Raw genomic sequence first — 25,340 nt, forward strand, 5'->3', positions numbered from 1 at the left:
GAGAATCATTCTCAACCTTTTTAAAATCCTTTGTCGTCATAAAATTTGGAGCGGACCAAGTAAGCCGGCTGGTATTTGTCGATGAGTTGGAGAATAAAGGGCTTCAAGTCATCTTTTTTAGGCCTCACAGCCTCAATCAGAAATTTATAGGTCTCTTTCTCCTCTGGACTGGCTTTTTTCTTAAAGTAGCCCCACATGTGTTGGTAACTGGTGGTTAGTGTCGCCTTGCTGGGTGAAAGTTGACCAGCTTCTTTTAGTAACTGTTGGTACTGCTCTGCTTTTTCTTGAGACCAATCATTACCCTTGAATAAGAGGCGTAAGGCATTGTAGTGGGCTTGTGAATGCCCCATGACCCAGTATTTATGGTAAGCCCAATCTTTTTGAAATGCGCGCATGGTTTTCTCCTTTCGTCTATTATCGCATAGATCAGAAAAAATAACGAATAGAAAGATAGTTCGTGCTATAATAAAGAAAAAGGAGGAAGTTATGACTGAAAGAGAAAAGATGTTGGCAGGACAACTCTATCACGCAGGAGATCCGGAATTGGTGGCACTCAGACAGGCTGCAAGAGACTACCGAAAGGCCTTTAATGCGGCAGAGACAGATGGGAAGACTCGAACAAAAATTGCGAAAGAATGGCTGGGGCAGACAGGTGACAATCTTTATATCGAAGCCCCCTTAACCATGGATTATGGTTGCCATGTCTCAGTTGGTAAAAACTTCTTTGCTAATTTTAATCTGATGATCTTGGACACCTGTCGGGTCACGATTGGGGACAATGCCATGCTGGGACCGAATGTTCAATTCTACACACCGTTACACCCTCTTAAAGCCAGTGAGCGAATTGCTGGGCCGGAATACGGGGCTCCCATTACCATCGGTGACAATGTATGGATAGGTGGTGGTGCTATGATTTTAGCTGGGGTCACCTTGGGAGACAATGTTGTAGTGGGGGCAGGCTCTGTGGTTACAAAATCTTTTGGAGATAATGTTCTTATCGCTGGCAATCCTGCGCGTATCATTAAAGAGATCGAAGACTAAAAAATCAGCAAAATTTCTTGTATTCAAACAAGCATTTTTCCTAATTTTTTGGTAAAATAGAAAAAACAATAAAGAGAGGTTTTACCATGGGAAAATTCCAAGTCATCTCACATCCACTTATCCAGCATAAGTTATCTATTTTACGCCGGAAAGATACATCCACCAAAGACTTTCGTGAACTAGTTGATGAAATTGCGATGTTGATGGGATATGAAGTATTACGTGACTTGCCACTTGAAGATGTGGAAATTGAAACACCAATCACAACAACTGTCCAAAAACAAATTGCTGGTAAAAAATTAGCGATTGTTCCAATTTTACGTGCAGGGATTGGAATGGTAGATGGCCTATTGAGTCTTGTACCAGCCGCAAAAGTTGGGCATATTGGTATGTACCGTGATGAAACAACATTGCAACCTGTTGAATACTTAGTAAAACTACCTGAGGACATTGATCGCCGTCATATTTTTGTTGTAGACCCAATGTTAGCAACTGGTGGGTCGGCAATCTTGGCGATTGATTCGCTGAAAAAACGCGGAGCTTCCAATATTAAATTTGTAGCTCTTGTAGCAGCTCCTGAAGGGGTCAAAGCACTGCAAGAAGCTCATCCAGATATCGATATCTACACAGCGGCTCTTGACGAAAAGCTCAATGAGCATGGATACATTGTTCCAGGTCTAGGAGATGCCGGTGACCGCTTGTTTGGTACAAAATAAATAATGTAGTTAAAAGGTGCTCAGCACCTTTTTTTAATGAAGGACACTTTTTATTTGACCTTTCTTGACCAAAAAATTATAATAGTATCATAAAATTTGAAATGGAGATTGTTTATGATTCCAGTAGTTATTGAACAAACCAGTCGTGGCGAACGCTCGTATGACATTTATTCTCGTTTATTAAAAGATCGCATTATCATGTTGACAGGGACGGTTGAAGACAATATGGCCAATTCCATCATTGCTCAGCTCTTGTTCTTAGATGCTCAAGATCCAACCAAAGATATCTACTTGTATGTTAACACACCAGGAGGATCTGTATCAGCAGGTCTTGCGATTGTGGACACCATGAATTTCATTAAGGCTGATGTGCAAACCATTGTCATGGGGACAGCAGCCTCTATGGGAACCATCATCGCATCAAGCGGTGCCAAGGGCAAACGTTTCATGTTGCCAAATGCTGAATACATGATTCACCAACCGATGGGTGGTACGGGTGGTGGTACCCAGCAAACCGATATGGCTATTGCTGCGGAGCATTTGTTAAAAACCCGTCATAAATTAGAGAAAATCCTAGCGGATAATTCTGGTAAAACGGTGAAACAGATCCATAAAGATGCCGAGCGTGACTATTGGATGACCGCTGAAGAAACCTTGGCTTACGGTTTTATTGATAAAATCATGAATCCAGCCGACGCCAAATAAGTTATTTCAAACTGAAACCACTGTGTTTCAGTTTTTTTTCGTTTTTCTAAAATCCTCTTCTATGATATAATGAAGAAGATCGGAAAGAAAGAGGAGTAAGAATGTTTGAAAAAAAAGAAAGAACATGTTTAACTGTCTACCTTCATTACAATCGGGATGCCAAAAAGTTACATCAGCATGGGGATTTGGTTTATCATTCTAAGCGAATGCGCTATGTTCTCTTGTATGTTGACCAAAATCAGGCAGAGGCTTTAATCAAAAATTTGAAAAAAGAACGATTTGTGAAGAAAATTTTGCCGTCCTTTGTGAAAGATATTGACCAAAATTTTGTGGGAAATTTATACCGAGATGAAAAAGAAAACGTTATTATTTAAAAAAGTTTTCTTTTTTTGTTGACAATTTTCTGATAATTCAGTATATTAGAACAGTATTACTTTTAAGAAAGATGTAAGGAGATTCTTATGAAACATCAAAAAATTGTAGCAGGCGTATTAACCCTTGCCTCGGTAGCCTTTTTAGCAGCCTGTGGTGCCGCACCATCTAGTAACACAACTGCTGAAGGAACCACAGTGGGGGAGACTATTAAAATTGGCTACAACCTAGAGTTGTCAGGAGCTGTTGCAGCCTATGGTCAAGCAGAAAAAAATGGGGCTGACTTAGCTGTTGAAGAAATCAATGCAGCAGGTGGTGTTGATGGCAAAAAATTAGAAGTTGTAACCAAGGACAATAAGTCTGAGAATTCAGAAGTTGCGACGGTATCGACCAATTTGGTAACAGAAGAAAAAGTCAATGTGGTGATTGGGCCTGCGACATCAGGTGCCACAGCAGCGGCAACTCCAGCTATTATGCAAGCGGCTGTACCATTGATTACACCATCTGGAACGCAAGATAGCTTAACAGTTGCGAAAGACGGTAAAGTGAATGACTATGTTTTCCGTTCCACCTTCCAAGACAGTTTCCAAGGGCAAGTAATGGCTATTTATGCAAGTAGTAACTTATCTGCGAAAAAAGTTGTTCTCTATTCAGACAATTCAAGTGACTATGCAAAAGGAATTACCAAAGCCTTCAAAGAAGCCTACAAAGGTGAGATTGTTGTAGAAGAAACCTATCAAGCAGGTGACAAAGATTTCCAAGCAGCTTTGACAAAAATCAAGGACAAAGACTTTGATGCTCTTGTGATTCCTGGTTATTACACTGAAGCTGGTTTGATTACCAAGCAAGCACGTGAAATGGGGATTGATGCAGCTATCCTTGGACCAGATGGCTTTGCTGATAGCAAGTTTATCGAAGGTGCGGGTACAGCCAATGCAAGTAATATTTATTATGTGTCAGGTTACTCTACTAGCGTAGCACTTTCTGAAAAAGCAACAGCCTTTGTCGCTGCCTATAAAGAAAAATACGGTGAAGAGCCAAACATGTTTGCAGCACTTTCATACGATGCAGTTTACATGGCAGCAGAAGCTGCAAAAGGCGCGAAAACCTCCATTGATATCGCCGGTAACTTGGCAGACTTGAAAGATTTTGAAGGGGTAACAGGTCCAATCTCAATCGATGAAAACCATAACCCAGTCAAATCTGCCATCATGGTGAAATTGGAAAACGGGAAAGAAGCTGCAGCAGAGGCTGTTACAGTAGAATAAAACAGATAGAATCTGGGAGGAAAGCTGCCTTCCAGAATTCTTATTTTAAATAGAAAGTTTGGTGAACTATGTTCCAACAATTGGTAAATGGTCTGATTTTAGGAAGTGTCTATGCTTTGGTAGCACTTGGCTATACCATGGTTTACGGCATTATTAAATTGATTAACTTTGCACACGGGGATATTTATATGATGGGGGCTTTTATTGGTTATTTTTTGATCAATACTTTCCAGATGAATTTCTTTGTCGCTTTGATATTGACAATGGTGTTGACTGCAGCAATCGGTGTCATCATTGAATACTTGGCCTATCGTCCTTTACGGAATTCTACCAAGATTGCGGCCTTGATTACCGCTATTGGTGTATCTTTCTTACTGGAATACGGCATGATTTATTTCTTTGGTGCTAATACCAGAGCCTTTCCGCAGGCCCTTGAAACGGTCAAGTATAACCTTGGTCCCATCACCATTACAAATGTTCAGTTGACCATTTTAGGTGTCTCTGTTTTCTTAATGTTGGCCTTACAATTTATTGTTCAAAAGACCAAAATGGGGAAAGCTATGCGGGCTGTTTCAGTGGATAGTGATGCTGCACAGCTCATGGGGATCAACGTCAATTCAACGATCAGCTTTACCTTTGCATTAGGGTCAGCCCTTGCTGGTGCAGCGGGTGTCTTGATTGGTTTGTATTACAACTCTGTTGAGCCCTTGATGGGGATGGCACCAGGAATTAAATCCTTTGTAGCTGCTGTTTTAGGAGGAATTGGGATTATTCCAGGGTCAGCCCTTGGTGGCATGGTCATTGGCTTCTTGGAAACCTTGGCGGTTACAGTTGGATTTTCAAGCTACCGTGATGCTGTGGTGTATGCAGTACTGATTTTGATTCTCTTGGTACGACCAGCCGGTATCCTCGGTAAAAATGTAAAGGAAAAGGTGTAGGAATATGAAAAAAAATCTAAAACCGATTTTAGCATGGACTGCTCTGATCCTTGTCGTATTTGGGATCTTGTCAGGTTTGATTCGTTCAGGTGTACTTGGTCTATACTATATACAAATTTTGATGGGGATTGGCATTTCGATTTTAATGGCCCTTGCCACTAATTTAATTCTTGGCTTTTCAGGTCAATTCTCGCTTGGTCAAGCTGGTTTTATGGCAATTGGTGCCTATACAACAGCCATCATGACAGAGGTTAATCCAACCTATGCAGGTTTTTACTTGTCCATTTTTGTTGGTTTTCTAATTACAGCTCTGGTTGCTTTAGTCGTTGGGATTCCAACCCTTCGCCTAAAGGGAGATTATTTGGCTATTGCGACGCTTGGGGTGGCTGAAATCATTCGGATCATCATTATCAACGCAGATGAAATCACCAATGGTGCAGCGGGTTTGACAGGGATTTTGCCCTTTACCAATTGGACAGTTGTCTTTGTCTTTGTCGTTCTGATGACCATTTTAGTACTGAATTTCCTACGTAGTCCAATGGGGCGTGAAGTGCTGGCCGTGCGTGAAAATGAGATTGCAGCAGAAGCCATGGGAGTGAATACCACTAAGATTAAAGTGATTGTCTTTGTGGTTGCTGCTATGATTTCAAGCCTAGCAGGATCACTATATGTAGGCTATATTGGTACAGTTGTGCCAAAAGATTTTACCATCATGCGGTCGATTGAATACTTGATTATCGCAGTATTGGGAGGACTCGGCTCGATTACTGGTACCATTTTGGCAGCCATTGTGCTAGGTATCCTCAATATGTTCTTGCAAAATGTATCGGAGTTGCGGATGATTATTTATTCTCTAGCCTTGATTTTGGTGATGGTCTTTCGACCAGGCGGTCTCTTGGGAACTTGGGAACTCAATCTTTCACGCCTGTTTCACAAACAGAAAAAGGAGGGGAGCAACTAATGGCACTTCTTGAAGTAAAACAATTAACCAAGAACTTTGGTGGTTTAACAGCGGTTGGCGATGTGAGCTTAGAGTTGAATGAGGGTGAGTTGGTTGGCTTGATTGGTCCAAACGGAGCGGGTAAGACGACCCTTTTCAACCTGTTGACTGGGGTCTATGAGCCAAGCGAGGGGACAGTGACCTTAGATGGTCATTTACTCAACGGAAAAGCTCCCTATAAGATTGCGTCTTTGGGCTTGTCTCGGACCTTCCAAAATATCCGTCTTTTCAAAAATATGACCGTTTTGGACAATGTACTGGTTGCTTTTGGCAATCGGCATAAACCGCATCTTTTAGCTTCCCTTTTGCGCCTGCCTCTTTTTTATAAAAATGAAGCAGCTCAAAGAGAAAAGGCTTTGGAATTGTTGGCGATTTTCAATTTGGAAGATCAAGCAGATACCTTGGCGAAAAATCTACCTTATGGGCAACAACGCCGTTTGGAAATTGTTCGTGCCTTAGCAACAGAGCCTAAAATCCTCTTTTTGGACGAACCAGCTGCGGGTATGAATCCACAGGAAACAGCTGAATTGACAGCCTTGATTCGTCAAATTAAAGAAGAGTTTGGCATTACCATTATCTTAATTGAACACGACATGAGTCTGGTGATGGAAGTAACAGAGCGAATCTACGTTTTAGAATATGGCCGTCTGATTGCCCATGGAACACCAGATGAAATCCGACAAAATAAACGTGTTATCGCAGCCTATCTGGGAGGGGAAGCCTAATGAGTATGTTGAAAGTAGAGAATCTCTCCATTAGTTATGGGGCGATTGAAGCGGTAAAAAATGTTAGTTTTGAAGTCAACGAAGGAGAAGTTGTTTCATTAATTGGAGCAAATGGTGCTGGTAAAACCTCAATTTTACGGACCATTTCAGGATTGGTTCGCCCAAGTCAAGGAATCATTTCGTTTTTGGGTCAGGATATCCATAAAGCTCCTGCCCGTAAAATTGTTGCAGCAGGTTTGTCACAAGTTCCAGAAGGACGCCATGTTTTTGCTGGCTTGACTGTCCTAGAAAATCTAGAGATGGGAGCTTTTTTACATAAAGACAAGGAAGAGAACCAGAAAAATATGCGTAAGGTCTTTGACCGTTTTCCACGATTAGAAGAACGAAAAAACCAAGATGCCGCAACGCTTTCTGGTGGCGAACAACAGATGTTGGCTATGGGACGGGCATTGATGAGCAAGCCTAAATTGCTCTTACTAGATGAGCCTTCCATGGGACTAGCCCCAATCTTTATTCAAGAAATCTTTGATATAGTACAAGACATCCAACGCCAAGGAACGACTGTTTTATTGATTGAGCAAAATGCTAAAAAAGCCTTATCGATTGCAGATCGAGGCTATGTCCTTGAAACAGGTTCTATCGTGTTATCAGGAACTGGGCAAGAACTCTTGCAATCAGATGAGGTTCAAAAAGCCTATCTTGGTGGCTAGAAAAGGGACTATTCAATCCGTAAAAATGGTAGTATAATATAGTTATAGATACTAGAAATCAATAGAGGAGGTCTTCATGGCAGTAAGAGATTTTATGACGCGGAAAGTGGTTTATATATCACCGGACACAACCATTGCCCATGCAGCTGATTTGATGCGGGAACAAGATATTCACCGCCTACCTGTTATTGAAAATGACCGTTTGGTTGGTTTGGTAACAGAGGGAACAATCGCTGAAGCAAGTCCATCAAAAGCAACGAGTTTGTCCATCTATGAGATGAATTATTTGCTCAACAAGACCAAGGTCAAAGATGTGATGATCCGTGATGTGGTCACCATATCTCAGTTTGCCAGCTTGGAAGATGCAGTCTACCTCATGTTCAAGAACAAGGTTGGGATTTTACCAGTCATGGACCACGGTCAACTGTCAGGAGTTATCACTGATCGCGATGTTTTTAAGGCCTTTTTACAGGTTTCAGGCTATGGCGAAAATGGTGTCCGACTTCGTTGCCGTGTACAAGATGAGAAAGGCAAGTTAGGAGCTATTTTAACAAGTATTTCTGAATTAGGATACAATGTAGCCAATACCGTCCAAATCGATTCAGAACCTGGATTTGCTATAATCGAAGTGCAGATTGACGGACAAGTAGACCAAGTAAAACTTAAAGAAGCAGTGAGTGGACAAGTGATTGAAATCGAATCGATTCAAGAAACGGTTGCAAAGAAAATATAAAAATGAGCTGGTTATCAGCTCATTTTGTTTTTTTTAGTGGTTGTTTGTTTTGATCTAATGTAAAGCCTTCCCCCAATACTTCATGGGCGTCTGTAATCGTGATAAAGGCGTGGGGATCGATTTTATGGATGAGTTCTTTTGTTTCTTGTAGCTGGCTCTTGTAAATTACTGAATACACCATATTGGTATCTGCCTTGCTATAAAAACCCTGAGCCTTGATAAGTGTGACTCCACGTTCAATCTGGCTGTCAATAGCAGTTGCGATTTCGTTGTATTTGCTACTAATAATCATGACTCCCTTACTACCATAATCTCCATCGCTAATTAAGTCAATCATGCGAGAAGTAATGACAACAGACAGCAAGGTATAAAGAACAATTCTTAAATCTTGCGAGACAATGATGGTTAAGATGACCACTAAAACATCGATAACAAGAATGATTCTCCCGATACTATAAGGGGTGTACTGGTGTCCAATACGTGCCACGATGTCACTTCCGCCTGTTGTACCACCAGCTTTAAAGATGATACCAAGTCCAGAGCCGATGAAAAGACCAGAGAGCATACTGACAATAATGAGATCCCCCTTTAAATCAAGTGTAAAGGGAATATGCTCAAAAATGGCCAACCAAAATGTCACAGCAAATGTTCCGAGTAGGCTCAATTTCAGCATTTTTCGTCCTAAAATTTTCCAACCGATTAGAAATAAGGGGACATTGATGACAATATTCATAATCCAGGGCTGGATATTGAAGAGGTAATAAATAATGAGGGTTAAACCAGTCACTCCTCCCTCGTAAAGACCGTTTGGCATGACCAGATAATTCAGAGCGAATGAAAACAATCCGGCTCCTAAAATAATCCATAAGCTATTTTTTAAACGCATACCCGACTCTCCTTTTCAATCTGTCTTTCATTCTAACAAAAAAGCTGGATTGTCGCAAGAAAATTTGAAGTGCTTTTTTGAAAGAAATTTGATAGAATAAAATGAAGTAGAAAGAATGAGGCGAGAGATGAAAAAGGGACTATTTATTACGTTTGAAGGACCAGATGGAGCAGGCAAAACCTCTGTTTTAGAAGCCTTGTTGCCAAGATTAACAGAATTTGGGATGGACATAGTGACCACACGTGAGCCGGGTGGTGTTGCGATTGCAGAACAAATCCGCCATGTCATTTTAGATCCGAGCCATACGGAGATGGATGACAAGACAGAATTGCTCTTGTATATCGCTGCTAGAAGACAGCATTTAAAAGAGCGGATTTTACCAGCTTTGGCATCTGGGAAGTTGCTTCTAGTGGATCGTTTCATTGATTCTTCTATTGCCTATCAAGGTTTTGGGAGAGGGTTAGATGTTTCAGCTATTGATTGGTTAAATCACTATGCCACAGATGGTTTAGAACCTGACTTGACGCTTTATTTTGATGTGGATTCAGAAGAAGGTTTGGCCCGCATTGCCCGGAATAAAGACCGTGATGTCAATCGTCTGGATATGGAAGCCCTAGATATGCACCAACGGGTCCGCCAGGGCTATTTAGCAATTTTAGAAAACCAATCCCATCGTATAGTAAAAATTGATGCAAGTCAGCCTTTGGAAGCTGTGATTGAAGCAGCCTTTCATGTCATAAAAGAACGATTATTTACGAAATGATAGAAGAAAAAATCCGCAACTGGCAACCGCAATTACACACTCGTTTTGAGGGAGTACTAGCAGATCAGGCTTTAGCGCATGCTTATTTGTTTTCAGGGAGTTTTGGGAGTTTTGAAATGGCCATCTGGTTGAGCCAATCCCTCTTTTGTACTGAAAAAACGGCTGGGAAACCGTGTGGTACCTGTCGAAATTGCCGGCTTATTGCCAATCAAGAATACACAGACGTGACCATTGTTCGACCACAAGGGAATCTGATCAAAACAGATACTGTTCGAGAATTGATTAAGAATTTTTCACAGTCTGGTTTCGAGTCAGACAAGCAGGTTTTTATCATTTGTGATGCTGAAAAAATGCATGTCAATGCAGCCAATTCTCTATTGAAAGTCATTGAAGAACCACAGAGCGATATTGTTCTCTTTTTACTGACCAATCAAGAAGAGGCCGTTTTGCCAACTATTAAAAGTCGGACACAGATTGTTCCTTTTCCTGCTAACAAAGCCATTTTCCAGGAGGAATTGGAACAAGAAGGTGTCTTAAAAACGGAAGCTCGCTTACTGAGTGACTTGATGGCAGATAAGGAAGAAGCTCTGCTTTTCTTAAAAAATAAGCACTTTAGAGATAGTCTTTCCTTTGTGCCCAAATTCATTCAGGCTTGGGAGAAGGACCAAATGGAAGCCTACTTGATGGTCGGGCAATTAACGGCTTTAGCGACGGATAAGGTAGAGCAAGAGCAACTCTTAAATTTACTGACAGTATCTGTTTCCCGCGATTGGACGCAATGGAAAACGAGACAAATGGTAGAAGACTTATTAACTGTAAGGCAGATGTGGCAAAGCAATGTGAGCCTGCAAAATGCCCTGGAATATGTCTTGCTCCGAAAATAGAACTAGAGAAGGTAGAGATGGATAAGAGAGAGATTTTTGATGCCCTTGACGGCTTTTCTCAACAATTATTGATGACCTTGGCAGAAGTCGAGGCTATTAAAAAGCATTTACAAGGAGTGATTGATGAAAACACCGCTCTTCGTTTGGAAAATTCAAAGTTGAGAGATCGTTTGGCACGAGAAGAAAAAGATGGTGGCAAGTCAGCCAATGTCGGAAAAGAGAATTTAGAGCATATCTATGACGATGGCTTTCATATTTGTACCTTCTTTTATGGACAAAGAAGAGAAGATGATGAGCCTTGTATGTTTTGCAATGAACTATTGAATCGAGAGTATGATGCAGATACAAAAATCATTTAAGGGAACGAGCACTTACGGAACACTTTATTTGGTCGCAACACCTATTGGAAACCTGCAAGATATGACTTTTCGGGCGGTGGACATTCTAAAAACAGTCGATGCGATTTGTGCGGAGGATACGCGTAACACCGGACTGTTGCTCAAACATTTTGAGATTGCCACCAAGCAAATTTCCTTTCATGAGCACAATGCCTATGAGAAAATTCCTGGTCTGATTACCTTATTAAAATCTGGCCAATCCTTGGCCCAGGTATCTGATGCGGGTCTGCCTTCTATTTCTGACCCAGGTCATGACCTCGTAAAAGCGGCTATTGAAGCAGGGATTTCAGTGGTGGCAACACCAGGAGCTTCAGCTGGTATTACAGCTCTGATTGCTTCTGGTCTAGCGCCGCAGCCCCATGTTTTTTATGGATTTTTACCCCGGAAAAAAGGCCAGCAGAAGGCGTTTTTTGACAGTAAAAAGGATTATCCAGAAACCCAGATTTTTTATGAGTCTCCCTATCGTCTAGCAGATACCTTGGAGAATCTTTTGTCTGTGTACGGTGACCGCCAAGTAGTGGTGGTGCGGGAATTGACCAAGCTCTATGAAGAATACCAACGGGGTTCTGTGACAGAGGTCTTGGACTATTTGGCTGACCACCCACTGAAAGGGGAATGCCTCTTGATTGTGTCAGGTTTTGATGGTGAGAACACCGAAGCCGTTGTCGAAGAGATGGCTCCTGTGGATTTGGTACAAGCTAGAATTGCTACGGGTGAGAAACCTAACCAAGCCATCAAAAAAGTCGCCAAAGAATTGGGACTAAATCGCCAAGAACTCTACCATCAGTTTCATGAACAAAAAGAAGAAGGAGTTTGAGCGAATGCTCAAACTCCTTTAGTTTATTTGGGTGCCATGGACGATAGAGGTACCTGTTAGCTGGCTCAATTCTTGGCAGTTGTCAGCCGTAACACCGCCACCAATCATGATTTCGATGCGGTTGCTAGCATAAGCTACCAAGTCTCGAATGTGTTCGGCGTTTTCTGCAATCCCACGGCGCTCTTTTGAGCCGTGCAAGAGAATCCGCACAAAACCATACTCGATTAACTGATCGATTGCTTCTTTTTGTGCTGCTACTGGAATGGCATCAAAGGCCATGTGAAAGACCAATGGGAGCCCTTGGGTAGCTGGCAGCAATTGTTCAATGGCTTCGGTGTCCAATTGGTTGTCTTCTGTCAAACAGCCCAAGACCAAGGCATCAGCTTCCAATTCGACAGCCTTTAAGATGTCTTCTTCCATGATCCGTAACTCAATATCGTTGTAGACAAAATGGCCACCTCTAGGCCGAATCATGACTGCCAGACGAATGCCTTTTTCATGGAGGTAGTTAGCTGCTTCTTTTATGACACCATAAGATGGCGTCGTTCCTCCAACAGCTAAATTATCACACAGTTCGACCCGAGAGACTTCTTTTGGATCGAGTAAATGTAAATCTGTCAGGTTTTCTGCACAAAATTCTTTGATCATTTGATTTCCTCTTTCGTCCTTTTTCTATCAGTATAGCATGAAAAACATTTTTATACAGAAAAGAAGAGTTTGGGCTTGCTTCTCCTTGGAAATCGGAGTAGAATAGGAAGACAGAAAATAGGAGAGAAGACATGCAGGATTTAACACAAGGAAAGCCAATTAAGGTTATTTTACAATTTACCATTCCCTTATTGATTGGTAGTTTTTTTCAGTTGACCTATAATTTTGCAGATGCCATGATTGTTGGACACACCTTAGGACAAACGGCTTTTGCCAGTGTAGGAGCAACAGGCAGTATTGTTTTTTTAGTGATTGGGTTTTCACAGGGATTAACGAGTGGTTTATCTATCCTCATCTCCCAACGTTTTGGTGCGGGTGATCATGAGGGGATTAGGAAAAGTTTTATTCATGGTTTGTTTTATTCATTACTGGTTAGCCTGATCTTAACAATCTTATCCTTAAGTTTTCTTCGTCCCTTACTAGTAATCATGCAAACACCACAAGAATTGTTAGATCATTCTGCACAGTTTCTTTTGGCTATTTTTGGTGGGATGGTCTTTACTGTTTTGTACAATTATTTTTCAAGTGCGATTCGGGCTTTGGGGGATTCGAAAACGCCCTTATATGCCTTGATTATTGCTTGTATTATTAATATTGGCTTGGATTTTTTCTTCATTTTAAATTTAAAAATGGGAGTATTTGGAGCCGGTTTTGCGACGATCTTAGCGCAAGCCTTCTCGGTTGTCTACCTTTTCTTATACAGCCAGAAAAAGCTTCCGTTTTTTCAGTTGAAAAAGAAGGCCTTTATCTTAGAAAAACAAGAGTTAAAAGACCATGCTCGGATTGCTTTTCCGATGGGATTTCAGTCTAGCATCATTGCAATTGGAGCCATCACCTTACAATTCGTCTTGAACCAGCTAGGGACAGATGCTATTGCGGCTCAATCAATTGCCAGTAAAACAGATCAATTGGCTATGCTTCCGATGGTCAATCTTGGCCTTGGGATGTCGACTTTTGCAGCTCAAAATTATGGGGCAAGAAAGTTTGAGCGTCTGCTTGAGGGATTAAGAGATACCTTGGTAGTAACAGTTGTTTGGGGGATTTTCTTTGCAATTATTCTGATTCTATTCAACCGACAATTTTCAGCTTTATTTATTGCAAGTCCATCTAAAGTCGTCTTAGATTTGGCCTTTGTTTATTATATTATCAATGGTGTAATGTACTGGAGTTTGTCTATTCTCTTTATTTCACGCTCCTTCATTCAAGGATTGGGAAATGGTTTGGTCCCAACTCTGGCTGGTTTTGGGGAATTGGTGATGCGCGCTATTGTCGCTGTATTAGGAGGTCGGTATTTTGGTTTTGCTGGAGTGGCAGCAGCTCACCCTGCAGCATGGATTGGTAGCCTCTTTTTCCTAATACCGAGTTTGTTGATTTTTGTAAAGCGCATTAAAAAAAGAGAATTATAATAAGGAAATCGTTTTCTAAATACGGAAAGCGATTTTTTGTATAAAAATACGAAAAAAACAGTAGAAAAAACCGTAAAAATCTTTACAAAATTCAGAAAAATGTATATAATTTGAAGTATTATATTTTGGAGGCGAAACAATGACAATTTACAATTTTTCTGCAGGTCCTGCGACTTTACCCCAGCCGGTTTTAAAAACGGCTCAAGCTGAGCTCTTGGATTACCAAGGTTCGGGAATGTCGGTACTTGAAATGTCGCATCGCTCTCCAGAATTTGACCAGATTATCAAAGGTGCGGAAGCGACGCTACGTGAATTGATGGCGATTCCAGACAATTATAAAGTTCTCTTTTTACAAGGCGGAGCCTCTCTTCAATTCACTATGCTGCCTCTCAACTTGGCCCAAGGGAAAAAAGCTTATTACCTTGTGGGTGGCTCTTGGGGAAAAAAAGCTTATACAGAGGCTGTTAAGTTAGCAAAAACAATTGATTTTGAACCGATCTTACTGGCTTCATCTGAAGAGACGGTTTATGACCATATTCCCTCTTTTGATGAGAAAGACATTGATCCAGAAGCAGCTTACGTTCATCTCACAACCAATAATACCATTGAAGGAACAGCCATTTACGATATTCCAGATACCAATGGTGTCCCTGTGGTAGCAGATATGTCTTCTAATATTTTAGCCGCTCGTTATCAGGTAGAGGATTTTGCTATGATTTATGCCGGTGCTCAAAAAAATATTGGCCCTGCTGGCGTCACCATTGTGATTGTCAGAGAAGATTTCTTGAACAAGGTGCCGATGTTGTCATCAATGTTGGATTACAGCATTCAGACTGAAAATGAATCGCTTTACAACACACCACCAGCATACAGTATTTATATCTCAAAACTGGTTTTTGACTGGGTGAAACATGAGATTGGCGGCGTTGAGAAAATGGAAAATCTCAATCGAGAAAAATCGGGCTTGCTTTATGATTTCATTGACAAATCAACCTTTTATAAGAGTCCAGTAAAAGAGGCTAAAGACCGTTCGCTTTGCAATATTCCATTTACAACCCCAAGTAAAGAATTGGACGCTGCCTTTGCCAAAGAAGCGGATGCGCTTGGCTTTAAAAATATCAAAGGTCACCGTTCTGTTGGTGGTATGCGTGCTAGTCTTTATAACGCATTTCCACGAGAAGGGGTGCTTGCTCTGATTGATTTTATGGCTGCTTTTGAAGCGAAAAACAAATAGGAAAGTGGGAAAAAGAAGATGGTATACAGTGTCAAAACCTATAATAATATCAATAAGATTGGCTTGGCAGAACTAGGGAATGCTTTTCAGATTGATGGGGACCGTTCTGAAAATCCAGATGCCTATATTATTCGCAGTCAAAATCTTCATGGTGCAGCATTTCCAGAGAACTTAAAAGCCATTGCGCGAGCTGGAGCTGGAACCAACAATATTCCGATTGAAGATGCAACTGCTGCTGGGATTGTTGTCTTTAATACCCCTGGCGCCAATGCCAATGCAGTTAAAGAGGCTGTGATTACAGCGATTTTATTATCTGCGCGTGATTATTTTTCAGCAACAAATTGGGCCAATACTTTGACAGGTGCTGATGTTCCAAAACAAATTGAGGCGGGAAAAAGTCAGTTTGCTGGAACGGAAATTTCTGGTAAAACCTTAGGAGTTATTGGACTTGGAGCGATTGGAGCTCGTATTGCCAATGATGCACGTCGTTTGGGGATGAATGTTCTTGGTTACGACCCGTATGTATCGATTGAAACGGCTTGGAATATTTCCAGTCATGTGAAACGGGTCAATGACTTAAAGGAGATTTTTGCAAACTGTGATTACATTACGGTTCACGTACCCTTGACACCTGATACAAAAGATACGTTTAATGCAGAAGCTTTTGCCCAAATGAAAAAAGGGGTTACGATTGTCAATTTTGCACGGGCTGAATTGGTCAATCATGATGCCTTGTTTGAAGCTATCGAAGCAGATGTCGTGAAGCGCTATGTGACGGACTTCGGTACAGAAGATCTCTTAAACAAGGAAAAAATCACAGTTTTTCCACATGTTGGCGGATCAACAGAAGAGGCTGAATTAAATTGTGCCATTATGGCCAGTCAGACCATTCGTCAATTTTTGGAAACAGGGGAAATCACCAACTCTGTTAACTTCCCGAATATGCACCAAATGCAAGACGCTCCTTATCGGATTACTCTGATCAATAAAAACGTGCCAAACATTGTGGCGAAAATTTCAACAGCTGTATCTGATTTGGACATCAATATTGACAATATCATTAACCGTTCACGTGGGGATTATGCCTACACCATTTTGGATTTGGACGAAGGTGATAAGACAAAGATTGATAGTTTGGTAGCCGCTTTTGAAGCCGACGAAAATATTATTCGTGTGCGCTTGATTGAGTTGAAAAAATAAACTGTCTGACCCAGCAAGAGCTGGGTTTTCTTGCGTCCTAGCATCAAAAATAGTATGATAGTAGCATACAAGATAAGAGTGAGGTAAAATCGATGGACATTCGCTTAGCGCACCCCAATGAAGTGGGGAGGATTGTGGAGATTTTTGAACAAGCTAAAGCTTTTTTAGCGGCAACAGGCAGTAATCAGTGGCAGGGCGAGGATGGCTACCCTAATGCCGATAATGTGATCGACGACATTTTAGCGGGATACGGGTATGTTGGCTTGATCGAGGGTACCATTGTGGCCTATGCTGCCGTAATTGATAGCGGAGATCCGGCTTATGAGAAGATTTACGACGGAAAGTGGGTTCATAACAATCCCCGTTATACGGTTTTTCATCGGATTGCAGTAGCATCAGACTATTCTGGTAAACAGGTAGCCCAAACCTTTTTGCAAGGACTCATTGAGGGGCATAATGCCAGGGATTTTCGCTGCGATACCCATGAGAAAAATGCCATCATGCAACATATCTTGACCAAGTTGGGTTATGTCTACTGTGGTAAGGTTCCGATTGATGGGGAACGTCTGGCCTATCAGAAAATCAAAGCCAAACATGAACGGGCCCTTGTGCAAAATATTGGCGACTTGTATGAAACGGACTGATGTTTTTTATCGGATAACCTATCAGAGTCCAATCGGCGCCATGAGTTTAATTGCCAATGAGAATGCTTTGTGTGCGGCCTATTTTATAGGCCAAAGGTACTTTGAAAAGGGTTTTGAAGAGGCTTCTTTTATTCCAGGGTATAACCCGCTACTGAGACAGGCTGTGAACTGGTTAGAGGCTTATTTTAAAAAGGAAACGGCTGAATTGCCAAAAGTTAGTCCATTTGGGACCGACTTTCAAGTCAAGGTCTGGGACTTATTGTCTAGGATTCCTCTTGGGCAAACGGTGAGCTATGGCCAATTGGCGAAGGCACTCCAATGCAGGTCTGCCCAAGCCATTGGAGGAGCGGTAGGAAGAAATCCCTTGACGCTGTTTGTTCCCTGTCACCGTGTGCTTGGACAGTCTGGTCAATTAACAGGCTATGCTGGGGGCCTAGACAAGAAAATCTGGCTCTTAACCCATGAGCAGGCTACATATGCTAGTAGCTCTGCTATTTTACAAAAGAAATGAGGACATCATGCTAACATTTTACGAATACCCTGTCTGTACGACTTGTAAAAGGGCCAAAGCGGAATTAAAAATGCTTGGTCTTGAGGTAGAAACCATCAATATTAAAGAAAATCCGCCGAGTCAGTCTCAACTGAAAGAGTGGTTGGCTTCTGGTGACTACCCACTCAAGTCTTTCTTTAATACCAGCGGAAATTCTTATAAGTCCTTGGGGCTTAAAGACAAGTTACCGACTCTTTCTGAAGATGAAGCAGTAGACCTCCTAGCAGCTGATGGGATGCTGATCAAGCGCCCGATCTTAGTCGATGGGGACAAGATTCTGCAAATCGGCTACCGTAAACCCTACGAAGAACTCGGAATATAGAAAATAAACCTGCCTTATAGACGAGGGCAGGTTTTTTAAGAGTTGCTTTGTAAAAAACTATAATATCCATAAAGATTATATATTGGTCAGCGCTTTCAAAATTTGATATAGTAAGGATATTCAAGCAAGAAGGAGAAAAACATGTCTGAATTACACCATATTTACGAAACCTTACAAAGTAAAAAATGGGTGGATTTAACCCATCAAATCAATGAAACCATTCCTCGCTTCCCCGCACTTCCTCCTCTAGAGAAAAAAGATATTTTCACCTTGGCGGATGGCTTCCATGTCCAACAATTTTCTGTGGTGACCCAGTATGGTACGCATATTGACGCTCCCATCCATTTTGTAGAAGGCGGCCGTTGGTTGGATGAGTTTTCCTTAAAAGATTTCATTTTACCACTCTATGTGATCGATAAGAGCGCTGCCGTAGCTGAAAATCCTGACTTTGTCTTGTCTAAGCAAGATGTACTAGATTTTGAGGCAGAACATGGTCAGATTCCAGCTGGTAGTTTTGTAGCCTTTCGCAGTGACTGGCACAAACGTTGGCCGAGCCAAGAGGCTATGACCAATGTGGACGAGCGAGGTGCGCAGCGTAGTCCAGGTTGGGGCCGTGACGCCTTGGCATTTTTGATTCACGAACGTCAGGTCAAAGGCTTGGGTCATGAAACGCTGGACACGGATTCTGGTTTAGCGATGTTTAATAGTGGTGGTATATTACACGAAGAATATTATCTCTTGGAACAGGATATTTTCCAGATTGAAGTTATGGCCAATTTGGATCAGGTGCCGGCAACAGGAAGTTTGATTACCATTGCCTTTCCGCATTGGGAAAAAGCAACAGGATCACCTGTTCGAGCAGTGGCTATTTTGCCATAAGATTTAAAAATAAAAACTAGACTGCAAATGTATGTTCAGTCTAGTTTTTTGTTTTTAGATATCAATTTCTAAGAGGATTGGTGTATGGTCTTGGCGAGGACCTGAATCAATCATATTGGACGTTTGGACTTGGTTGGCAATGCGATCAGAAGTCAACCAATAGTCAATTCTCCATCCTGTGTTATTGATTTTGCTGGTTTTGCTGCGCTGAGCCCACCAGGTATAAGCATCTAGGACATCACCATGCAGGTAGCGGAAGGTATCTGTAAACCCTTTTGCCAACAAATTGGTAAAACCAAGTCGTTCCTCATCAGTAAAACCTGGCGATTGACGGTTGCTGGCAGGATTGGCCAAGTCAATTTCCTTGTGGGCAACGTTGTAATCTCCTGTTGCTAAGACAGGTTTTTGCGCATCTAAACTAGCTAGGTATTCCGCATATTTTTCATCCCAGATTTGGCGGTCTGCCAACCGTCTGAGACCGTCTCCAGCATTTGGTGTGTAGACTTGGGTGACAAAGAAGTTTTCAAATTCTAAGGTAATAATGCGTCCTTCGTGGTCCATGGTCGTTGGAGCACCAATTTCAGGAAAAGAAATCACCGGCGTTAGTTCTTTTTTATAGAGGAACATAGTACCCGCATAGCCTTTTCGGGCAGGCTCAACCGATGAACGCCAGGTATTGGCATGGTTTGGAAAATAAGTTTCCAACACTTCAATGTGTTTTTTGGTTGGGCCATTAGCAGAGAGCTTGGTCTCTTGAATGGCAATGACGTCTGCATCGTGTGCGACAATGGTTTCAATCACGGCGCGTGATAATTGAGCACGTGGCGAGTCACTGGTCAGGGCGGCATTTAGGGAATCAACATTCCAAGAGATGAGTTTCATAGGTCTTCACTTTCTAGTTTTCTTTCTAAACTATTGTATCAAAAAAGAACCAACCTTGCGACCTTGGGGCTTGTTGGGTACAATCTCTTTTTAAAAGAAGGGGCAAAACTAATTTTGGAGATAGCCTAAAGGAAATAGAAAAGTTGTACTGACTACTTTTCTCTCATTTTCCGTTAAAAATGGTATAATAATAACAAGATTGCGAGGAGAAAATGATGAAACAACTTATCAAGAATAGTTTAATCGTTGCTTGGATTCTGGCCATGCTCATTAGTTATTGGATATTTTTACCGGCCTTGAACCTTATGAGTGTGGGCTTTTGGTGGTACATCATAGAAGGACTAATATTGGCTTTTGTGGCAGTATCCATTGTTATTATTGCGGATTCTATCAGCGAGGAAAGAGAACGGAAAAAACATGCTACCGGCCGTAAAGAAGTCACTCCGATAAATGAAGGCAGCAATAAGCTCTTGTCCTGGATCGGGTCTGCTGTTTTGCTACTGGTTGGTCTCTTGTTTGTCATTTCTATCTTTAACTCCCGCATTTTCCGTGCTAAAAGCTATGCCAATGTCATCACGGTGAAAGAGGCTGATTTTACACAGGATTTCCCTGAGACCGATATTTCGACCTTGGCTTTATTGGACCGCAAATCAGCCAAGAAAATAGGGGATACCTACCTAGGCACTATTGACAAGGTGTCGCAATTCGGGATTTCAGATGATTACCGTCAAGTAACGATTGGCAAACAGCCTTATCGCGTATCGCCTTTAGAATACAAGAACTTCTGGAAATGGTTGTCCAATCGGACAGAAGGGATTGGCTACTATGTAAAGGTTAATCAAACGACAGGCAAGGCAGAGTTGGCTCCTCTTGAGCAACCCATGAAGTACTCAGATTCAGAATACCTCTTTAGAGATACCCTGCGTTACCTTCGTTTCAAGAATCCTTTTACAATTTTTGGGGATCCTTCTTTTGAAGTCGATGATGATGGCAATCCCTACTATGTAGCAACGGTCTACAAACCACGCTTTCTGCTGAGTTCGAAAGACCCTGTTGGAGTCATTCTCCTTGATGCAGTGACAGGTGAAACCAAGGAATACAGTCTTGACGCTATTCCAGACTGGGTGGACCGGGTCTTCTCAGCCAACAATGTCTTGACCCGTGTGGATGACTATTATACCTATCAAGATGGTTTCTGGAACACGGTCTTTAGCCAGACCGGTGTCAAGGAGACAACGGATAGCTACAACTACATTTCCATCGGCTCAGATATCTACCTCTACACGGGGATTACCTCTGCGACAGCCGATTCGTCCAACCTTGGCTTTATCTTGGTCAATATGCGGACGCGGGAAGTGACTAACTACAAGCTGGCTTCCGCGACGGAATCTGCTGCTAAGGAATCAGCAGAAGGGGAGGTCCAAGAAAAAGGCTATGTGGCGACTGCCCCAACTCTGGTCAAGCTCAATGAGAAAGCCTATTATTTGGTGTCGCTCAAAGATGATGCTGGTCTGGTGAAGTCCTATGCCCTTGTTGATGCCGAAGACTACCAGCAGGTGACTGTCAATAATGACATTGAGCACTTGATCTCCCAGTTTACCGATTTAGACACCTCGGCCTTATCTGGCACAGCAAACTCTGCTGCTGGTCAGTCCGAAGTCGAAATCATCACAGGAGTAGTGGACCAATTAGCCAGCCAAATGATCAATGGTTCAACGGTTTACTATATTTCATCTTCTGGTGAGATTTATAAAGTCAAGGCGACAGAAGACTCGACAGACCAATTGCCGTTCTTGAAAGTCGGAGACAGCTTCTCAGGCGAACTGAGCAAGGACAACTACCTCAAACAGTTCAAGGTTAATCCGAAAGAGACAGAAAAAGAAACTGATGACTAAAACAAAAGGCTCCGTTAAGTTTAACGGAGTCTTGTTTTATATCCAGTCATGATTTTGGGCGATGGTAATGGCTTCCACGCGATTACTAGCACCTAATTTGTTAAAAATAGACGAGGTGTAATTGCGGACGGTTCCAGGTGAAAGAAAGAGCAGTTCTGCGATTTCCTTACTGGATTTTCCCTGGGCAATGTGCTGGAGAAGGGTGATTTCCTGAGGGCTTAGGGGATTGTCATGGCTAAGGATGGTTTCCATCAGTTCAGGCGAATATTCTTTCTTACCTGCAAGGACAGTGTGAATAGTCCCCATCAGCTCTGAAATGGAGCGGTCTTTCAAGACATAAGCATCAACCCCAGCCTTGACGGCTCGTTGAAAGTAGCCAACCCGCTTGAAGGTAGTCACGATAATGACCTTTGTTTTCTGATAGGTTTTGACCCATTCTAGGACATCGAGGCCCGTTTTATGGGGCATTTCAATGTCAAGAATGGCCACATCAATGGCTTCTTTTTCTAAGACAGAGATGGCTTCTAGACCATTAGAGGCTTGAAAAACAGCCTCGACATCCTCTTCCATGAGCAAGAGCTGGCAGAGGGCATCTCGGAGCATGGATTGGTCTTCGGCGACTAAGAGTTTCATAGGCGGACCTCCTTGTTGGCTAAGCGGACTTGAATGGTTGTTGGACTGTGACGAGATAAGATCTGCACCTCACCCTTGACCAGTTGCAGGCGTTCACGGATAGAATGAAGTTCCTGACCGGTCAAGGCTTCAAACCCTTGGCCGTTATCCGTAACTGTAATGACAATGTCGTCTAGTTCTTGCAAGCTAATCTGACAGCTAGTGGCCTTGGCATGCTTGATGACATTGGTGGTTAATTCACGCAGGATCATGCTGATGCTGGATTGCAAGACAGGAGATAGCTGGTCGGTCTCAACTTGTTTGTCGATGGTGAGTTCAATGTTGGACAGGGAGAAGACGTCTGAAATGGCTGTCAGTTCTTCTGAGATAGTCCGGTATTTGAGGTTGTTAATCAGCTCTCTGACTTCTTTCATAGAGGTCTGGCTGATGGCTCTCAAATCTTCTAATTCCTTTTGAACTGCAGTGAAATTCTCCTTGTCTAACTGCTTGATGGCAAGCTCGGTTTTTAAGGTCATCATGGCAAAGGTATGGCCGAGTGTATCATGCAAATCCCGTCCAATCCGATTGCGTTCATTTTCAGCTGCCAAGAGGTTAATGGTTTCATTTTGCTGGTAGAGTTCTCTTTGCAGTTGCTCTTCAACCTGATTTTGATACTGAGTGTAGTACATGGCTAAAATAAAAATAGGAACCAGTAAAAAGAAAATACGACTTGAAGTATCTGTTGTTCGGTTGATGCTCACAAGGGTAGACAAGACAAGGGCAATTAAAAAGGATAGGAAGCGATAGGAAAACAGTTTATCGCCAAAACGCCAGATTAATAAATTAGTTAGAAAAAAGAAAAACCAAATCATGTTTCCGGTGATAAAGGTGGACATCCCAAAAACATAGGCCAACAAGTAAAACCACAGGAATGCGATAATCGTTTTATAATGGTTTTTGATATGAATAATCATCAGATAAGCGACGATAAATAAGAGCGATAGTGGCAGTGTCCATACGGGAAATCCTATGATAAAGATACCGATGATGGGAAAGAGCATAAAAACGAGACCTAAATAATAAAGGGTATCGGTTTTATCAACGGGTCGAAACATTAATCCACCTCAGTTCTGTGTTTGATAGCAAGGGCTATTCCTGAGATGATTATAGCATAAATAAGCACGATTCCAAAGGACTTCCAGAGTAGGTCACCGTCTTTGGCGTATTGGACCACGACCTGGTTGACATGGTAGGTCGGTGTTAGTTTGGAAATGTTTTGCAGCCATTTTGGAAAGGTCTCAATTGGCATCCATGAGCCACCGACAATAGCTAAGCCCAAGAAGGCAATGTTCCCGACAATGGACATGAGTTGGCTAGAGGGGATTTGGGCAATTAGGAGGCCGAAGGCTAAAAACAAGAGACTCATCACAAGCAAGAGAAGGACGGCTCCATGCCATCTGCTAGCTGGCATGGACACGCCTCGAAAGATGGCACCAACAGTGAAAGTCACTGCGATGGACACGGTAAAGTTCAGAAGCACTCGAATGACCTTTGACAGATAATATTGGCTGATTCGAAGAGGTGAGTGCTCGATATAGGATAGCCAGTGTTCTCGCTTGTCTTCTAAAAGCATGAAAGGGAAGGTGAAAAAGCCAAAACTAGACATAGAAAAAGCGGTCATGGTCAACATGTAAGATTGAACAAAAGCATTTTTCATTTCAGGATCGTCGAACATGACAATTTCTGAAAAATAAAGAAAGAAACCAACGGGCATACCAATAGCAAGGATAAAACTTGGCCATTCCCGCCAGGTCTTAACCCATTCGATGTTTACTAAAGCTTTCATGAGGCATCTCCTTTCGTGCTGTCAAAGAGGGTGTTAAGCAGGGTCTTGTTTTGGACTTCCAGGTCTGATAGTGTGCAACCGACTTCTTGCAAGGCCTGCCAAACGGTTTCAATATCCTTGGTCATAAAGCTGACAGTGTCGGTTTTGGTCTCCATCTGATAAATCCCTTCAAGCTGGTTGACGGCAGCTGCAAATTGACGGGGCAAGGTCACCTGTTTTTCACAAGCTTCCTGTCGCATAGTAAAAGGTGTCGTATCCCGAATAAGCTTTCCCTGATGCAGGACCAGGATACGGTCGGCAGTGTGCTCGACCTCCTCGATATAATGACTGGAGTAGACGATGGTTGTACCTTGGGCTTTCAAATCAGTCACAATCTCCCAAAAGCGTTTGCGGGTTGAAGTGTCCATACCGGCCGTCGGTTCGTCCAAAAAAAGTACGCTTGGTTTTCCAATCAGACAAAGAACAAAGGCTAGCAGGCGTTTTTGCCCACCGGATAATTTATCCGTCAAGAGATTTTTTTGACTCTCCGTAAAACCCAGCAGCATATCAATTTCCCCTGAGGTTAAATGGTCCTTGTAAATAGACTGGAAAAAGTCTAATAATTCCTTGACCTTGAGGCTAGTCGGCACAGCATTTTCTTGTTGCAAGAAAGCAATCTTAGCCTTGTTAGCTATCGATTTGGGAGACTGTTCGTTTATGAGGACATTTCCTGTACTCACCTTTTTGTCACCTAAAAGGCAGGACATAAGCGTGGTCTTGCCTGCGCCATTTGGCCCGATAAGGGCGACGCATTCCCCCTCTTTGATGGAAAAGTTCATATCGGCCAGAATCGTTTTTCCTTTAATGATTTTGGACAGATTGTTAGCCTGGATGTTAATGGTAGTCATGGCAAGCTCCTTTCTGAGGGGTTAGGTGAGGATAAATAAGACCGGTGATGAGACTAGCAGACAGGGGCCAAGCGAGGTACTGAAGAGCAGTTGCTGGGAGGCTTTCAAGTGGACGACCAAACAGGATACAGGCGGCGTAGATTAGCACATATGCGGTGATTGTAGGTGTCATTTGTTTTTTCATAAGCATCTCCTTCTCGTTCTTGTTTTTAGTTTAATGGAAAAAGGCGGAGCTAATTAGTCGATTCTGTCATGACAGGAGATGACATTTGTCATATTTGAGTGGTCAAGAGGTCTGTTCACTGGTCAAAATTATGAT

The 25,340-nt window shown here is 42.3% G+C and carries 31 protein-coding genes; 22 read left to right on the forward strand and 9 right to left on the reverse strand.

Features of this window, described 5'->3' with window-relative positions; all coding sequences use genetic code 11:
* Positions 1-20 precede the first annotated feature (20 nt).
* On the reverse strand, positions 21-395 hold the full coding sequence (locus ACVR1I_RS05910) for a YbgA family protein (RefSeq protein ID WP_447443107.1): 375 nt from the start codon (positions 393-395) through the stop codon (positions 21-23).
* A 91-nt stretch (positions 396-486) separates the two neighbouring features.
* Between ACVR1I_RS05910 and ACVR1I_RS05915 the strand changes: the two genes are divergently transcribed.
* The 10 genes from ACVR1I_RS05915 (at position 487) to ACVR1I_RS05960 (ending at position 8,208) form a co-directional block, all read left to right on the forward strand.
* Positions 487-1,041, forward strand: coding sequence for a sugar O-acetyltransferase (locus ACVR1I_RS05915; protein WP_447443108.1), 555 nt, complete (start codon positions 487-489; stop codon positions 1,039-1,041).
* Positions 1,042-1,127: 86 nt separating this feature from the next.
* Positions 1,128-1,757 carry a uracil phosphoribosyltransferase gene (gene upp / locus ACVR1I_RS05920; RefSeq protein WP_447443109.1) on the forward strand — a complete coding sequence of 210 codons (630 nt, stop codon included), beginning with the start codon at positions 1,128-1,130 and terminating at the stop codon, positions 1,755-1,757.
* A 114-nt stretch (positions 1,758-1,871) separates the two neighbouring features.
* Positions 1,872-2,462, forward strand: a complete 591-nt coding sequence (locus ACVR1I_RS05925; RefSeq protein ID WP_447443110.1) for an ATP-dependent Clp protease proteolytic subunit — start codon at positions 1,872-1,874, stop codon at positions 2,460-2,462.
* A 101-nt stretch (positions 2,463-2,563) separates the two neighbouring features.
* The gene (locus ACVR1I_RS05930; protein ID WP_447443111.1) at positions 2,564-2,836 is read left to right on the forward strand and encodes a YlbG family protein; all 273 of its coding nucleotides are present in this window, start codon (positions 2,564-2,566) and stop codon (positions 2,834-2,836) included.
* Positions 2,837-2,923: 87 nt separating this feature from the next.
* Positions 2,924-4,102 (forward strand): ABC transporter substrate-binding protein, encoded by a 1,179-nt coding sequence (locus ACVR1I_RS05935; RefSeq protein WP_447443112.1) that lies wholly within the window; start codon positions 2,924-2,926, stop codon positions 4,100-4,102.
* 68 nt (positions 4,103-4,170) lie between these two features.
* The gene (locus ACVR1I_RS05940) at positions 4,171-5,040 is read left to right on the forward strand and encodes a branched-chain amino acid ABC transporter permease (RefSeq protein WP_447443113.1); all 870 of its coding nucleotides are present in this window, start codon (positions 4,171-4,173) and stop codon (positions 5,038-5,040) included.
* A 4-nt stretch (positions 5,041-5,044) separates the two neighbouring features.
* On the forward strand, positions 5,045-6,001 hold the full coding sequence (locus tag ACVR1I_RS05945; protein ID WP_447443114.1) for a branched-chain amino acid ABC transporter permease: 957 nt from the start codon (positions 5,045-5,047) through the stop codon (positions 5,999-6,001).
* Positions 6,001-6,765, forward strand: coding sequence for an ABC transporter ATP-binding protein (locus ACVR1I_RS05950; RefSeq protein ID WP_447443115.1), 765 nt, complete (start codon positions 6,001-6,003; stop codon positions 6,763-6,765). The genes ACVR1I_RS05945 and ACVR1I_RS05950 overlap by 1 nt, the downstream gene beginning before the upstream one ends.
* Positions 6,765-7,475 (forward strand): ABC transporter ATP-binding protein, encoded by a 711-nt coding sequence (locus ACVR1I_RS05955; protein ID WP_447443116.1) that lies wholly within the window; start codon positions 6,765-6,767, stop codon positions 7,473-7,475. The genes ACVR1I_RS05950 and ACVR1I_RS05955 overlap by 1 nt, the downstream gene beginning before the upstream one ends.
* Before the next feature lie 76 nt (positions 7,476-7,551).
* Positions 7,552-8,208, forward strand: a complete 657-nt coding sequence (locus tag ACVR1I_RS05960; protein ID WP_447443117.1) for a CBS domain-containing protein — start codon at positions 7,552-7,554, stop codon at positions 8,206-8,208.
* A 19-nt stretch (positions 8,209-8,227) separates the two neighbouring features.
* Here ACVR1I_RS05960 and ACVR1I_RS05965 read toward each other — a convergent pair whose 3' ends face one another.
* Entirely contained in the window at positions 8,228-9,094 is an 867-nt protein-coding gene (locus ACVR1I_RS05965; RefSeq protein ID WP_447443118.1) for a YitT family protein, read from the reverse strand.
* Between the two features lie 127 nt (positions 9,095-9,221).
* Between ACVR1I_RS05965 and tmk the strand changes: the two genes are divergently transcribed.
* From tmk to rsmI, 4 genes are read left to right on the forward strand one after another with little or no spacing between them, the layout of a single operon-like run.
* Entirely contained in the window at positions 9,222-9,857 is a 636-nt protein-coding gene (gene tmk / locus ACVR1I_RS05970) for a dTMP kinase (protein WP_447443119.1), read from the forward strand.
* Complete coding sequence (locus ACVR1I_RS05975) at positions 9,854-10,741, forward strand: DNA polymerase III subunit delta' (RefSeq protein ID WP_447443120.1); 888 nt, start codon at positions 9,854-9,856, stop codon at positions 10,739-10,741. Before tmk ends, ACVR1I_RS05975 begins: the two co-directional genes overlap by 4 nt.
* Before the next feature lie 17 nt (positions 10,742-10,758).
* Positions 10,759-11,100 (forward strand): DNA replication initiation control protein YabA, encoded by a 342-nt coding sequence (gene yabA, locus ACVR1I_RS05980; protein ID WP_447443121.1) that lies wholly within the window; start codon positions 10,759-10,761, stop codon positions 11,098-11,100.
* Positions 11,078-11,956, forward strand: a complete 879-nt coding sequence (gene rsmI, locus ACVR1I_RS05985) for a 16S rRNA (cytidine(1402)-2'-O)-methyltransferase (RefSeq protein ID WP_447443260.1) — start codon at positions 11,078-11,080, stop codon at positions 11,954-11,956. Before yabA ends, rsmI begins: the two co-directional genes overlap by 23 nt.
* An 18-nt stretch (positions 11,957-11,974) precedes the next feature.
* Here rsmI and ACVR1I_RS05990 read toward each other — a convergent pair whose 3' ends face one another.
* The gene (locus tag ACVR1I_RS05990; protein WP_447443122.1) at positions 11,975-12,604 is read right to left on the reverse strand and encodes a copper homeostasis protein CutC; all 630 of its coding nucleotides are present in this window, start codon (positions 12,602-12,604) and stop codon (positions 11,975-11,977) included.
* A gap of 131 nt (positions 12,605-12,735) precedes the next feature.
* On the opposite strand from ACVR1I_RS05990, the gene ACVR1I_RS05995 reads away from it, so the two are divergent.
* The 7 genes from ACVR1I_RS05995 to ACVR1I_RS06025 all read left to right on the forward strand — a co-directional run bounded on the left by ACVR1I_RS05995 (position 12,736) and on the right by ACVR1I_RS06025 (position 18,899).
* Positions 12,736-14,070 (forward strand): MATE family efflux transporter, encoded by a 1,335-nt coding sequence (locus ACVR1I_RS05995; RefSeq protein ID WP_447443123.1) that lies wholly within the window; start codon positions 12,736-12,738, stop codon positions 14,068-14,070.
* 139 nt (positions 14,071-14,209) lie between these two features.
* Complete coding sequence (gene serC / locus ACVR1I_RS06000; RefSeq protein WP_447443124.1) at positions 14,210-15,304, forward strand: 3-phosphoserine/phosphohydroxythreonine transaminase; 1,095 nt, start codon at positions 14,210-14,212, stop codon at positions 15,302-15,304.
* Between the two features lie 18 nt (positions 15,305-15,322).
* On the forward strand, positions 15,323-16,504 hold the full coding sequence (locus ACVR1I_RS06005; RefSeq protein WP_447443125.1) for a phosphoglycerate dehydrogenase: 1,182 nt from the start codon (positions 15,323-15,325) through the stop codon (positions 16,502-16,504).
* A gap of 92 nt (positions 16,505-16,596) precedes the next feature.
* Entirely contained in the window at positions 16,597-17,148 is a 552-nt protein-coding gene (locus ACVR1I_RS06010; RefSeq protein ID WP_447443126.1) for a GNAT family N-acetyltransferase, read from the forward strand.
* Positions 17,135-17,659 carry a methylated-DNA--[protein]-cysteine S-methyltransferase gene (locus ACVR1I_RS06015; protein WP_447443127.1) on the forward strand — a complete coding sequence of 175 codons (525 nt, stop codon included), beginning with the start codon at positions 17,135-17,137 and terminating at the stop codon, positions 17,657-17,659. Before ACVR1I_RS06010 ends, ACVR1I_RS06015 begins: the two co-directional genes overlap by 14 nt.
* Positions 17,660-17,666: 7 nt before the next feature.
* The gene (locus tag ACVR1I_RS06020) at positions 17,667-18,020 is read left to right on the forward strand and encodes an arsenate reductase family protein (protein WP_447443128.1); all 354 of its coding nucleotides are present in this window, start codon (positions 17,667-17,669) and stop codon (positions 18,018-18,020) included.
* 141 nt (positions 18,021-18,161) lie between these two features.
* On the forward strand, positions 18,162-18,899 hold the full coding sequence (locus ACVR1I_RS06025) for a cyclase family protein (RefSeq protein ID WP_447443129.1): 738 nt from the start codon (positions 18,162-18,164) through the stop codon (positions 18,897-18,899).
* A 54-nt stretch (positions 18,900-18,953) separates the two neighbouring features.
* Here ACVR1I_RS06025 and ACVR1I_RS06030 read toward each other — a convergent pair whose 3' ends face one another.
* Positions 18,954-19,781 carry an exodeoxyribonuclease III gene (locus tag ACVR1I_RS06030; protein ID WP_447443130.1) on the reverse strand — a complete coding sequence of 276 codons (828 nt, stop codon included), beginning with the start codon at positions 19,779-19,781 and terminating at the stop codon, positions 18,954-18,956.
* A gap of 215 nt (positions 19,782-19,996) precedes the next feature.
* Here ACVR1I_RS06030 and ACVR1I_RS06035 point away from each other — a divergent pair, with 215 nt between their 5' ends.
* Positions 19,997-21,676 carry a hypothetical protein gene (locus tag ACVR1I_RS06035; RefSeq protein WP_447443131.1) on the forward strand — a complete coding sequence of 560 codons (1,680 nt, stop codon included), beginning with the start codon at positions 19,997-19,999 and terminating at the stop codon, positions 21,674-21,676.
* A 36-nt stretch (positions 21,677-21,712) separates the two neighbouring features.
* Here ACVR1I_RS06035 and ACVR1I_RS06040 read toward each other — a convergent pair whose 3' ends face one another.
* The 5 genes from ACVR1I_RS06040 to ACVR1I_RS06060 are packed head-to-tail and all read right to left on the reverse strand — an operon-like array spanning position 21,713 to position 25,205.
* The gene (locus ACVR1I_RS06040) at positions 21,713-22,309 is read right to left on the reverse strand and encodes a response regulator transcription factor (protein WP_447443132.1); all 597 of its coding nucleotides are present in this window, start codon (positions 22,307-22,309) and stop codon (positions 21,713-21,715) included.
* On the reverse strand, positions 22,306-23,403 hold the full coding sequence (locus ACVR1I_RS06045) for a sensor histidine kinase (RefSeq protein WP_447443133.1): 1,098 nt from the start codon (positions 23,401-23,403) through the stop codon (positions 22,306-22,308). Before ACVR1I_RS06045 ends, ACVR1I_RS06040 begins: the two co-directional genes overlap by 4 nt.
* Positions 23,403-24,134, reverse strand: a complete 732-nt coding sequence (locus ACVR1I_RS06050) for an ABC transporter permease (RefSeq protein WP_447443134.1) — start codon at positions 24,132-24,134, stop codon at positions 23,403-23,405. The genes ACVR1I_RS06045 and ACVR1I_RS06050 overlap by 1 nt, the downstream gene beginning before the upstream one ends.
* Positions 24,131-25,021, reverse strand: coding sequence for an ABC transporter ATP-binding protein (locus ACVR1I_RS06055; protein WP_447443135.1), 891 nt, complete (start codon positions 25,019-25,021; stop codon positions 24,131-24,133). The genes ACVR1I_RS06050 and ACVR1I_RS06055 overlap by 4 nt, the downstream gene beginning before the upstream one ends.
* Complete coding sequence (locus ACVR1I_RS06060; RefSeq protein ID WP_447443136.1) at positions 25,008-25,205, reverse strand: hypothetical protein; 198 nt, start codon at positions 25,203-25,205, stop codon at positions 25,008-25,010. Before ACVR1I_RS06060 ends, ACVR1I_RS06055 begins: the two co-directional genes overlap by 14 nt.
* Positions 25,206-25,340: the final 135 nt, after the last annotated feature.

It is taken from the genome of Streptococcus cameli (genome assembly GCF_053207365.1).